This is a genomic window from Pantoea sp. VS1, assembly GCF_002207995.1.
GTDB classification, from domain to species: domain Bacteria; phylum Pseudomonadota; class Gammaproteobacteria; order Enterobacterales; family Enterobacteriaceae; genus Pantoea; species Pantoea dispersa.
On the sequence record NZ_NHZE01000028.1, the window covers coordinates 1 to 12,079 of the forward strand.

10 protein-coding genes are annotated in these 12,079 nt (G+C 54.3%); 1 reads left to right on the forward strand and 9 read right to left on the reverse strand.

Annotated features, from left to right (window positions below; translation table 11 throughout):
• Nucleotides 1–620: 620 nt before the first annotated feature.
• On the forward strand, nt 621–791 hold the full coding sequence (locus CBW22_RS26295) for a hypothetical protein (protein WP_176428115.1): 171 nt from the start codon (nt 621–623) through the stop codon (nt 789–791).
• 82 nt (nt 792–873) lie between these two features.
• Here CBW22_RS26295 and CBW22_RS12405 read toward each other — a convergent pair whose 3' ends face one another.
• The 9 genes from CBW22_RS12405 to CBW22_RS12440 form a co-directional block, all read right to left on the reverse strand.
• Nucleotides 874–2,754, reverse strand: coding sequence for an ATP-dependent nuclease (locus CBW22_RS12405; protein ID WP_141097317.1), 1,881 nt, complete (start codon nt 2,752–2,754; stop codon nt 874–876).
• Nucleotides 2,755–3,200: 446 nt separating this feature from the next.
• Entirely contained in the window at nt 3,201–3,878 is a 678-nt protein-coding gene (gene ybiX, locus CBW22_RS12410) for a PKHD-type hydroxylase YbiX (protein ID WP_088516806.1), read from the reverse strand.
• A gap of 51 nt (nt 3,879–3,929) precedes the next feature.
• Complete coding sequence (locus tag CBW22_RS12415) at nt 3,930–6,215, reverse strand: catecholate siderophore receptor Fiu (protein ID WP_088516807.1); 2,286 nt, start codon at nt 6,213–6,215, stop codon at nt 3,930–3,932.
• A 348-nt stretch (nt 6,216–6,563) separates the two neighbouring features.
• A complete protein-coding gene (locus tag CBW22_RS26300; RefSeq protein WP_021313248.1) occupies nt 6,564–6,731 on the reverse strand; it encodes a hypothetical protein in 168 nt (55 codons plus the stop codon).
• Between the two features lie 288 nt (nt 6,732–7,019).
• Entirely contained in the window at nt 7,020–8,210 is a 1,191-nt protein-coding gene (locus CBW22_RS12420; protein ID WP_088516808.1) for a cytochrome c biogenesis protein/redoxin, read from the reverse strand.
• 136 nt (nt 8,211–8,346) lie between these two features.
• Nucleotides 8,347–9,657 carry a sensor histidine kinase gene (locus CBW22_RS12425; protein WP_088516809.1) on the reverse strand — a complete coding sequence of 437 codons (1,311 nt, stop codon included), beginning with the start codon at nt 9,655–9,657 and terminating at the stop codon, nt 8,347–8,349.
• Nucleotides 9,654–10,394 (reverse strand): response regulator, encoded by a 741-nt coding sequence (locus CBW22_RS12430; RefSeq protein ID WP_021509836.1) that lies wholly within the window; start codon nt 10,392–10,394, stop codon nt 9,654–9,656. The genes CBW22_RS12425 and CBW22_RS12430 overlap by 4 nt, the downstream gene beginning before the upstream one ends.
• Nucleotides 10,395–10,467: 73 nt before the next feature.
• On the reverse strand, nt 10,468–11,463 hold the full coding sequence (locus CBW22_RS12435; protein ID WP_088516810.1) for an alpha/beta fold hydrolase: 996 nt from the start codon (nt 11,461–11,463) through the stop codon (nt 10,468–10,470).
• Nucleotides 11,464–11,480: 17 nt separating this feature from the next.
• The gene (locus CBW22_RS12440) at nt 11,481–11,933 is read right to left on the reverse strand and encodes a DUF6130 family protein (RefSeq protein WP_088516811.1); all 453 of its coding nucleotides are present in this window, start codon (nt 11,931–11,933) and stop codon (nt 11,481–11,483) included.
• Nucleotides 11,934–12,079 lie beyond the last annotated feature (146 nt).

The window sequence follows — 12,079 nt, forward strand, 5'->3', positions numbered from 1 at the left end:
CACTTAAATCGCCTGACAAAGTCTGAGAATATTTACTTATCGATGGCCGCAAGTTCAATAATCAATAAATAATCACTATCCTGAGCCAATTCCGTCTGCCCTGTTGGCTCATGTTAGTAGACAAAAGAAAAAAGGAATAATTAATAAATACTATCAAAAACAATCTCCTCAATAATGAAATGGCGAAGACAAGTTTTCAGTGTTAGGATAACATCGCCATTGCCTCCTCTGAGCTCGCAGAAAGAAACACCCTTATTCCTTTGTTGGGAATAATTTCCATCATACCTGCGAAAGATAACAAAGAGAGAGGAGTAGGAAAATATTGTACAGACCCACGACATCCATTAACCCACCAAATATAATCATTCCCAACATGATATTAATCATAACAAAAATAATAAGGTTGGATAAAAATCTCCCACAATTATTTAGGCAAGCTGAGCACTAATAGCAAATCGGCAATAACACTTATTCAGTTTCTGGACAGACCAATGATAAACAATCCTATAAACCGCGCTATAACATGATGATAGATTTCCATCAGCAATTAAGACAAAAAATCGGAGAAAAAAACACATTGTATTTACTGTTAAACCATTTATTTAAATAAGGATCCCATAATGACACCGCAACCCATACTTCTTGTTAAGAAACCGACAAAAACTGGAGAAAGTCCATTTATTTCCTTTATGATGAATGGAAATTCCAGTGTCGTTGGTGCAAAGGCAGTAGCTATAATAAGACGATATAAAAATATCGACTATAATCAAGCAGTGGACAATTGTAAATAAACAATTACTAAAAAAATTTTTAGGGATATAGTTAACTGAATGCCTACAAAGAAGGATTTTGCAGGCATTACAGGTATGTATGTTAGACACCAATTATACGTATACTATGTTGTTGATTATTTTTTATGGCCCAGACATTTAACTCTGCTAAAATCTGAGAAATAAACTCTCCGTTCGGATCATGACCTATCGGATCATAATCATCTCCGTTGAACAAGCTTGATATAAGATTTTGTACTTTGACCTTAAGTTTGTCATTAGATGATATGCGATGAAAAGCAGAATATGGTTTATCTTTGCCAAGTTCAGTTCCTCCCAGAAAGCGTTCAAAGTCAGGGATGCTCCAGCGATGATAAACAACATGGCCATTTTGTCTGCATCTTATTATTTCGTTGCGAATTGTCTCATTGATAGTCCACATTCCATTCCCGGAACCATCCTTGCGATATGGCCAATCAATATCATGCACGATCCCAAAGTTGCTTTTGAAATGGCGTAGCATTTTTATTAGAGGTACAAGAACGGCTTTACCCCGCGCCCGGATAATACTTATCTTTCCTGCCATTTCATGCTGAGTTTTTACTATTGCAGAAATAAATGCCGCATGTTCAGTATCACCCTCTACAACAATTGGATAACTGCCAAAGAATATTTCTGCAAAACCTATATCAGTTAATTGCAATGCCTGTAAATTATCTTTCTCTTCGGCAGAAAAGTTGGCTTCATCTGCGATATATAATTTTGGAGATAGTGATTTCCCATCAGGTGAACGTTGCATACGTGCAATTGTCGTATGATCTTCAAGTGGGTTAATAAAGTAAGGTGAGTGCGTAGTTAATAATACTTGCCAGTCAGGATGTTTTCCCAGAGCATAAAGGTGTGATTGTGCAGCTCTTGCTGCCATTGGATGCAAAGCATTTTCTGGCTCATCCATCAGAAGGACGTAGCCCGGCAATGCTGGATCTTCGGCATCCTCCGGAATTACACCTCCATTTTTTATAGCGTCAATTTGGTGGTTAAGTAATTTTACGGCCTCACTTTCTGCATCCTTTTTACACTCTTTCTTTAATTGTTCATTTAAAGACTTAAGAAGTGCATCTCGTTTTTCAGTTTGTCGACTGATCTCATTATGAACTTGTAACATCGCCCAGAATAAAGCTCTCCTTGCTCCTGTACCTTGTTGTCCTATTCGGGATTGGCCAGCAGCTTCTTCAACCAATAATCCGGATCCTTGTTTGAGCAAATTCTCAATTTTTAGTTCAGGTGGAATCATTTCTACATGGAGTAGTACGCCAAGCCCTGGAAAGATACTTTGAAATCCAGATTGTATTTGCTGAGAAATGCTGGAAAGTCTTTCTTGATGAGGCCCTGCCAGTGCATTAACAGTAGCTGCCAGAGCCGCTTTATCTTTGGATATCTGAGAGTTATTATCACTTTCCAGTGTCTTAATTTCCTTTACTAAAGGGCTTAAGGCAAGGGTAAGCAATACTTCTTCTGTCGTTATGGCATCATCTAATGATTTTATACGCATTGGTCTTGGAAGCCGAGATTTGAAAACATTATCGGCTCCACCAGCCTTCCCATCAGGTGCCCAATTATCTAATTGAGGATCCCATGTTTTCCTTATAGCCTTTCCGGTTTCATCCCAGACCCATGAACTTCTGACTATCCTCTTTTCGCCATCAACAATCTTCCATTTTTCATCTACATTTCCCATTCCTTCTGGAATATGAACATCAAGGATAACCTCAGACGGTTGTTCAGCAGTAGCCCAATTACATCGGTCATTACTAATATTGAAAGAATTTGGGTTAAATGCGAGTTCGTAAGCCCTGAGTATCGTTGTTTTTCCGGAGTTATTGGGGCCAACAAGACAAAGGATATCATCAAGCTTAACCTGAACACCCTCAGGCCCGATACATCCTATGTTCTTGACATATATACTTAATAATTTTGATCTCATACCTTCATCCCTTGAAATGACATGATAGAAAATACATATTGAAAATCAATTGTATATATATATGTAACCGAAGGTAAATTGCTACTTTTTTGACAACATGATGTGATTGTGTGTCAGATCGCCTAAGGATTTCTGCTGACGACTGCTTGGCACAGAGCAGACTGCCAGGTTTTTACTCAGGTTGCAGTTCCACTACGGGGGCAGGATCAACACAGCCTTTAAAGATATGGCCATATTAACGATCACTTAATGCACCAGACCGCTCAAATCAGTTTCATGTAATCAGCTTCGATTGGTGGTCATTCTGGTGGTCTTGACAGATGGGGGATTCAGGTTTAGCTTACTTATTAGCCAGTTACTGGCAAAGGCGATCCCAGTCAGAGGAGCCAGATTTAAAGAAGCCCGCTCAGGGAAACCTGAGCGGGCTTTTTGTTATTGCGTGACGGCTAAACCTCCGTCCAGCCGCGCAGCAGGTTGTGGTACATATTCAGCAGCGACAGCAGTTCTTCGCTGTCACCGTGGCGCGCTTTCAGGCTTTGAATGTTGCGGTCCAGTTCAAACAGCATCGCGCGCTGCTTATCATCGCGCACCATCGACTGAATCCATAAAAACGAGGCGACCCGCGCGCCGCGCGTGACCGGCGTGACGCAGTGCAGGCTGCTGGAGGGATAAAGCACCAGGTCGCCCGCCGGCAGTTTTACGCGGTGCTGACCGTAAGTATCCTCGATCACCAATTCCCCGCCCTCGTAACTGTCGGGTTCACACAGAAACAGTGTGGCGGAGAGATCGGTACGCATCCAGCCGGCCGCGCCATTGTGGCGTACCGCACCATCAACATGAAAACCGTAGGTTTCCCCCTGCTGATAACGGTTGAACAGCGGCGCAGAAAGCGTGCGCGGCAGCGCGGCGGCAAAGAAGAGCGGATGGCTATTCAGTGCCTGAAGCACTGTAGCCTGCAGCCGATCATAGAGTGGCGTGCCGGTGTCAATCTGCTGGTTATTTTTTACGGTCGCGCCCTGGCTGCCGACCGTCGCCCGTCCGTCAACCCAGTCAGCCTGCTGCAGCTGTGCGGTAAAGTGCGCCAGCTGTTCAGCGTCAAGCACGGCAGGAATGTGATACATCATCGCGGAGTTCTCGCCATTAAGCGTGGAGCGCGAACGCCCCACGGTTGACCATCAGAAATGCACGTTAGCCGTCAACAGGAAAGTACGCGGCTCGCCCGGATGATAGCGATAACCACTCTTGTTGATCGATGCCACATAGTTGGTATCAAACAGGTTATACACGTTGAGCTGCAGGTCGAGGTTATTGTTGACCTTATACCCGAGCTTCGCGTCAGCCACCCAGTAGCCCTCGGTGTGATCCGGCGTGCCCACGGCCCCATCGCTGCCGCGACGCAGGCTGCCAACGTAACGTGCGCCCGCGCCCACCGACAACGCATCAGTGGCCTGATAGTTGGTCCACAGCGTAAAGGCGTGCTTCGGCGTATAGGCCAGCGCAGATGAGCCATCCTGCGCCACGCTGGCGCCCTCACGCACCGACGCGTGCTGCATGGTGTAACCGGCAATGATTTCCCAGTCCGGCGTTATGTTGCCGGTTGCTGAGAGTTCATAGCCTTCCACACGCTTCTTGCCGGTTTGCGAGTAAGTGCCGTCATCGTTGGCATCGACCTCATTTTCGATGTCGGTGCGGAACAGGGCGGCGTTCAGCAGCAGCCGCTTGTCCAGCACCTGCCACTTGGTGCCCACTTCGCTGGATTTGGCCTTCTGCGGTTTAAAATCGGTACGGTTGGCGCTGTTGCCACTGCCACCCGCCGCCAGCGCGAAGCTGCTGCCACCCGGCGGCTGCTGGGAAATGGCGTAGTTCACATACAGGTTGCCCTGTTCGGTCAGACGATAGAGCGCCCCCGCTTTCCAGTTCACCAGATTGCCGGATTTCGCCGTGTCCACCGTAGTCACCGGCGTATTACGCGCCACACCCGCCGGACAAGCCAGCGCGCCGCGTCCGGTGCCGCCACAGGCCGTCGCGCTGTCGTACTCGGTATGGTAGTTGTCGAGACGAATGCCGCCGTTCAGCTCAAAGTCAGAGGTAATCGCCAGCGTATCAAATGCATAGATGCCAAACGTGTCAGTCTGCCCGTTAGCGTTCGCACCGTTGCGGTCCAGACCGCCAATCGAAATGCTGCTGATGGGATGGTAGATATTCACCGCAGGCGGGGTCAGCGCGTTGACGCCATAGGTGGTCTGATTTTCACGCGTGAACTCTACGCCCGCACTCACATCATGCCCGACGGAACCAGTGGCAAATTTCGAGGTGATATTGGTCTGGTTGGTGAGAATACGGTTGCTGATATCTTTGGTGTTTGCCAGGCGCGACCAGCGCCAGCTGCCAACATCGTTCGGGTTGGGCGCAGTAATGTTACTGGCTCCGCCCATCACCGCCGTCAGCAGATACTCCTGCTTCACCCGCGACCAGCGCGTGGTGTTGCGCAACGTGGTGTTATCGCTCAAATCGTGTTCAAAGCGCAGCGTGGCACTGTCGGTGGTCGATTTATCGAAATCAGAATCGGTGCCGTAGTAGTTGCTGGTGGCGACCTTGCCGGAATTGTTCAGCGCAGCATACGCGGCAGACGGTGCCGAATAGCCGGGCAGGCCAACGGTCGGAATACCGCCGTCCGGTGTGTTGTTCTGGTGGACGTGCAAATAGTTGACGTACAGCCGCGTTGCGGTGTCCAGCCCCAGCGCCAGCGAAGGCGCGACGCCATATCGCTCGTTCTGGATGTTGTCGCGCGCCGCATCATGGGTTTTCTCACCCATCAGGTTAAGGCGAAACGCCGCATTGTCGTTGATTGCCTGGTTGTAATCGAGCGTGCCGCGGCGCATCCACGCGCTGCCGGCGCTGACTGACGCGTCAAGCCCGGTGTCCAGCCGCGGTTGTTTGCTGATCATATTGATCGAGCCGGATGGTGCGCTGCGACCATAGTCGGTGCCGGAAGGCCCCTTAATCACTTCCACCTGCTGCGTGTTGAAGGTGTCACGCGTGACGCTGGCGATGTCGCGAATACCATCCACGTAAATGCTGTTGGAGGTATCGACACCGCGCATGTACACCGCATCGCCGGTGGTTGAGCTGCCGTTTTCCCCGGCATAAAACGCCCCGACGCCCGGCACGTTTTTCAGCGCGTCGGTCAGATTGGTGACGCCCTGATCTTTAATAACCTGATCCGGAATCACCGTCATGGTGCGGGTGGTATCCACCAGCGGACGGGTAAATTTGGGATCGGCCGAGGCATTTGGCGCGTACAGCGAAGGCGTGCGCGCTTCAACCACCAGCGTATCATCAGATTTTTTGCCGGAGTTATCGGCCCCCAGCGCCGCAGCCGGCGAAATACCAATACAAAGCCCGGTGAACAGGGTCAGCGAATTGAAGCTACCAAACGGCAGCTGGCGATTTTTATCCATGTTAAAAGGTGAGTTTCTTATCGTTATTAACGCACTCATTGTCTTAACCGCACCTGCCATTCAGGCATAGCACTGAATCAACACGGTTTTCCCAGGCAACACCTAAATGATAACGCCAATGGTTATCATTTACTTTTATATTCTTACACGCGCGCTGCCGCTTGGGAATACTTTTCTTTACGTTAAAATTACGAAATCAATACAATTGAACAAACCGGCGGGACATTACGGCAATTTTTTCATCAGGCGGGTAAACAGCATAAAAAAACCCGCTCGGCGTGAGCGGGTTTTTAGTCTGGCGTGCACAGTTCATTCCAGTAGCAATAGCGCATGCGCTGGTGGCGGCGGTTATCGTTCATAGTAGCGATACACGGAAGGATGAAACTCCACACCGTACAGCTGGCTGATCGGGATCAGCAGATCGATATGCTCACCGGGGTCGAATTCGCGCCCGTCAGGGGTGGCGGCTTTGCTGGCTGCCAGACGCGCCAGCCACTGCTGCAGGATCTTCTTCATTGTCAGCTTCTCCATAAAAGGTTAACGCTGACAGTAAACCCCAGCCTGGACGCGGAACCAAACGACAAGTTATGCGTTGGATTACTGCATTTTGCATATCGGGGTGGTAAGGGGGGCTGCGCCATGACGGTCACTCTGCAGGGTGACCTTGCGGGCTGGGAGGTCCCCGGCAATGCCGCACGCTGTTTACCTGATAGTCCCTGTGTCACCCCCGGCTTTCAAAGTCATAGCCCGCGAACCACAACCTAAATGAGAAGCAGTGGCGGCCCGGGCGGGTCGCCAGACCTGTCATGCACGCGCCTCTTTCAGCAACTGCTGAATCACCCTCTCCTGCTCTTCATAGTTGCCTTCACCAAACGCGGTGTAGCGCAGCTGGCCATGTGCATCAAAGATGTAGTGCGCGGGCCAGTACTGATTACCAAAACGGTCCCAGATGCTGTAATTGTTATCCGCCACTACGGTGTAGGGCAGCTGCCAGCGCGTAATCGCGCGCTTCAGCGCCTTTTCATCCCGCTCCCACGGGTACTCCGGCGTATGCACACCCACAACGACCAGTCCGTCACGTTGATACTTACTGGCCCAGTCGCGCACGTATGGCAGCGTATGCTGGCAGTTAATGCAATCCCAGGTCCAGAAATCGACCAGTACCACTTTGCCCTTTAACGTGGCAGGCGTCACCGGCGCCCCGTTCAGCCACGCCGTGCCCCCCTCCAGCGACGGCAACGCGCTGCTGGTTTGCGGCAGGCTAACCGGCTCCAGGCGCACTTTGGGTGCCGGCGTGGTCAGCCACTGGCTCAGCTGCTGCTCCAGGTTCAGGGCAAAAGCGGGCGCTGCCTGCAGCTGGCTCTGTGTGCCGGTAACAATCACGCCCACCGAGGCAAGCATCAGCACGCCCGCCGCCTGACGCAGCCGCGCACTCATCGCCAGCCCCGGACGCAGTCGCGCCACCAGCGATCTTCCGGCGAAATAGAGCAGCGCCAGCATCAGCGCGGCACCGCTGCCATACGCCAGCAGCAACACGCCAACCGACAGGGGATGATCGCCCACCACGGCCAGGCTGAGGATCGCACCCAGCACCGGTCCGGCACAGGGCGACCACAGCAGACCGGTTGCCAGGCCCGCCAGCAGCGCGGCGAGCACCCCGCTACGTCGCTGGCTGGCATCGTTGAGGCGATTACCCAGCGCGACAAACGGCCGGGTAACGCGTTGGGCGATGCGCGTGGAGATTAACGTCAGTGCGGCTATCGCCAGGAACAGCAGCGCCAGGTCGCGAGCAATGCTGGTGACCTGACTGACCCAGTGGCTGGTAAGCGATACCAGCAGTGCCACCAGCGTGAACATCAGGACCATGCCGCTCAGCAGCGCCAGCAGCTGTCCGCGTCGGCCGCGGACGCTGGCAAATACAAAAGGAATAATCGGTAAGGTACAGGGGCTGAGCAGCGTCAGCATCCCGGCGAGAAAAGCGATAAGCAGTGTCATAGGGAACCTCATACGGTGGATAAACGTCTGCGCGTCCGGCAGTACGTCTATTACATCCACCGCATGTGTTCAGGCTGTGTCGGGGAAACGCCGTTTTGTCGGGTTATGTGTGTAGCGGGCAGGCAGATACATCAGGTTACACATCCTGCTGCTGCAGGATGATGCACGCTTCCAGCCCGCCAGCTGCCCGGTTACGCAACTGCAGGCTACCCGCCATCTGGCTCACCAGCTGGGTGGCGATCGCCAGGCCGAGCCCGGTCCCGCCGGTGTGGCGATTGCGTGAACTCTCCACGCGATAGAAGGGCTCCAGCACCGCCTGTAACGCCTCCTCCGGGATGCCGGGCCCGTTATCACGCACCCGAATCTCCACGCTGTCACCCTGGGGTGAACAGAGTTCAACCTCCGCTTCGCCGCCAAACTTGAGCGCATTGTCGATCAGGTTGGTCATGATGCGCCGTAGTGCCTGCGGCCGCACGGCGAAGGTGTCATGGCCGGTGCACGGCACAAAGTTCACCGCTTTACCGACATCCTGATAGTCACAGACGACGCTATCCAGCAGCGCGTTGAGGCTGACGCTCTGGCGCTTCTCCTCCAGCACTTCCGATGAGCGTGCATAGGCGATGCCCTCGCGCACCAGGCGGCTCATGTTATCGAGATCGCTCAGCAGTTTGTCGCGCAGCTCAGGCTGCTCCGCCATCTCCACACGAAGCTTCATGCGCGTGATCGGGGTTTGCAGATCGTGGGAGATGGCCGCGAGGATTTGCGCACGCGCTTTGAGGTGATCCTGAATCCGCAGCTGCATCGCGTTAAACGCACGCGCCGCCTGCTGCACTTCATCCGGGCCATTCTCTGCCATCAGCTGTGCGTGGCTGGCGGCCGGTTTGAGCGCATCAACCGCCTGGGTAAAGCGCACAAACGGTCGCACCACCTGCCGCACCGCCAGCCATGCGCAGCACAGCAGCAGCAGGAGCTGCCCCATCAGCACCAGCGGCAGCCAGTGCGCAATCGCCGGCATGCGCGGCCAGAGATCGAGCGTGAGCGGCGCGCCGTCATGCAGCGTCAGATGCACCTGAATATGCTCCCGCGGCCCCGGAATCGCATGAATGCTCATCTGATAGCGCCCGCCAAGCGCCTCCTGCAGTGAGCGTACCGCGTCGCGCGTGCGCCAGCTGGAGGGATACGGCCCCGCTTCGCCCGGCGACAGACTGTAGCGATAGTTGCCGCGCGCCAGCTTCGCCAGCCAGCCCGGACGCTCGTCCGCCGGCAGACGATCGAAGATTGCCACGCTGGTCGCCACATCGTACTCCAGGTTGCCCAGCATCACGCTTTTAGCGCTGCTCATGCGTTCAATCAGCAGGCTTGCCAGCGTGAGAGTATTTGCCAGCAGCAGCCCGCCCAACACGATAATCAGCAGGCGTGACAGCAGCGATCGCGGCCATAGCCTCATTGATGCGCCTCTTTGATCACCACCGTGCTCGCCAGTACGTAACCTTCGCTGCGTACCGTTTTGATGTAGGCCGGTTCACGGGCATCTTCGCGTAACCGCTGGCGCAGCCGGCTAACCAGCAGATCGATCGAGCGCTCAAACAGCTCCGCGTCGCGGCCCTGCGTCAGGTTGAGCAGCTGATCGCGATTCAGCACGCGCTGCGGATGGTCGAGAAACACGCGCAGCAGGCGGTACTCTGCGCCACTCAGCGCCACAATCACGCCGTCGCTGTCCAGCAGATGGCGCGCGGAGGTATCCAGCTGCCACTCGCCAAAGGCAATGATGCGGCCGGCCCCGGTAATATGTAAATTCGGCGGCAGCGCACGGGTACGACGCAGGATCGCTTTGATGCGCGCCAGCAGCTCACGCGCCACAAAGGGTTTGATCAGGTAATCATCCGCCCCCATCTCCAGCCCGAGAATGCGATCGGTCTCTTCGCTGCGGGCAGTAAGCATCAGTACCGGCAGGTTCTGCCGGGGATCGCTGCGCAGCTGACGGCACAGCGTCAGGCCATCGTCACCCGGCATCATGATATCCAGCACCACCAGATCCACCAGGCTGCTGCTCAGCACGGCGCGCATTTCGCGGCCATTGGCCGCACCGGTGGCGCGGTAACCGGACTTAATCAGATAGTCGGTTATCAGTTCGCGGATATCCCGGTCATCATCCACCACCAGAATATGATCAACGTGCTCCAAAACAGCCTCCTGTCAGCCGCTTATGCAAAAAAGACCGGCACGCGATGGCCGGTCAGGGTCGTGAATTACTCCGCTACAGTGCGGTCGCATCCTCAACGGCTTGCACAAACGCCTGCGGTGCTTCCGCTGGCGGATTGTGTCCGATATTGCCCGTGAAGGTGCGATGCTGGTACCTGGCGCTGAACCTGGTGCGGTACGTCTCCGGTGCCGGGTGCGGCGCCCCGTTATTATCCCCTTCGATGGTGATGGTGGGGACGCGAATTGCCGGTAACGTGGCTAATGTTTTCTCATAAGCGGCATATTTTTGCTCGCCTTTTTCCAGGCCCAGGCGCCAGCGGTAATTGCTGATAGTAATCGCCACCTGATCCGGATTATCCAGCGCTTTGGCGCTCTGGTTAAAGGTGGCATCGCTGAATTTCCAGCCGGGCGATGCCTGCTGCCAGATCAGTTTCGCAAAGTCGTGTGTATGGGCGGCATACCCTTGCTGACCGCGCTCAGTGGCGAAATAGAACTGATACCACCACTGCTGTTCGGCCTCTGGCAGCAGCGGTTTTTTACCCAACTGCTGGCTACTGATCAGATAGCCGCTGACCGACACCAGCGATTTTACCCGTTCCGGCCATAGGGCCGCGACGATGTCCGCCGTGCGTGCGCCCCAGTCAAAGCCGCCCAGCACGGCCTGTTTGATATTGAGCGCATCCATCAGCGCCACGACGTCCGCTGCGATTGCCGAAGGCTGGCCGTTACGCGGCGTTTTATCCGACAGGAAACGCGTGCTGCCGAAGCCGCGCAGATACGGCACGATCACCCGATACCCTTTTGCCGCCAGCGCCGGTGCCACCTGAGCATAGCTCTGGATATCGTACGGCCAGCCGTGCAGCAGGATCACCGCCTGGCCATCACGCGGACCGATGTCCACATAGCCTGTATTCAGCACGCCCGCGTTGATCTGCTGCACGTGGCTGAAGTCAGCGGCGTAATCGTGTGAGGCCGGGGTGGCGGCAAACGCGGTGCCTGCCGCCGTGAGAACCAGCGTTGCCAACAGAGTCTGACGTAACAGTGTTTTCATAATTTATCTCCGGGTAATCAGTGCGGTGCAATCTGTACAGGCACGTTAAAGGTGATGGTTTTGCTGTCGATCGGTTTATGCGTAGGATCGGCAAGAATAAGGGTGACCTTGTGCGGCCCGACAGGCAGACCGACCAGAATCACCGGCTCACCGCTGGTGTCCGCCCAGTGCCACGGGTTGTCATCCACGATGACGTGAATGTGGCCGATGCGCGGCGTGATTTTCAGCGCTTCCTGGCCAAACACTGGCTCGATGCGCAGGTTTTCTGCCCGGTACTGGATAAACACCGCGCCCTTGCGCAGCGGTCCGGCCAGCGGCGCATCGACAATTAATCGAGCAAGCGGCTGGGGATGATCCAGTGGCGCCACGGCCGCCGGGCCGAGCACGTCAGCAGCGCTCAGTCGCTCCGCCCAGGCGCAGGTCGCAGAGGCGCCCATCAGTAACGTTGAAATAAACAGTCGGGTTGACATCGTGGTATCTCCATGCATTCGGTTGATGCGTACAGAAGACCACGGCGATGTATAGCGGATATGTACAGACTGGCGGGTTATGCAACGGCGTGTGTGCTGTGTGGCGGGAGATACAGTGTGATACAAATTGGTGTTTACCCCGCCCG

Coding starts and splice junctions, on each gene's coding strand:
- CBW22_RS26295 (WP_176428115.1), top strand. CDS start 621: ATGACACCGCAACCCATACTTCTTGTTAAGAAACCGACAAAAACTGGA.
- CBW22_RS12405 (WP_141097317.1), bottom strand. CDS start 2,754: ATGAGATCAAAATTATTAAGTATATATGTCAAGAACATAGGATGTATC.
- ybiX (WP_088516806.1), bottom strand. CDS start 3,878: ATGATGTATCACATTCCTGCCGTGCTTGACGCTGAACAGCTGGCGCAC.
- CBW22_RS12415 (WP_088516807.1), bottom strand. CDS start 6,215: ATGGATAAAAATCGCCAGCTGCCGTTTGGTAGCTTCAATTCGCTGACC.
- CBW22_RS26300 (WP_021313248.1), bottom strand. CDS start 6,731: ATGAAGAAGATCCTGCAGCAGTGGCTGGCGCGTCTGGCAGCCAGCAAA.
- CBW22_RS12420 (WP_088516808.1), bottom strand. CDS start 8,210: ATGACACTGCTTATCGCTTTTCTCGCCGGGATGCTGACGCTGCTCAGC.
- CBW22_RS12425 (WP_088516809.1), bottom strand. CDS start 9,657: ATGAGGCTATGGCCGCGATCGCTGCTGTCACGCCTGCTGATTATCGTG.
- CBW22_RS12435 (WP_088516810.1), bottom strand. CDS start 11,463: ATGAAAACACTGTTACGTCAGACTCTGTTGGCAACGCTGGTTCTCACG.
- CBW22_RS12440 (WP_088516811.1), bottom strand. CDS start 11,933: ATGTCAACCCGACTGTTTATTTCAACGTTACTGATGGGCGCCTCTGCG.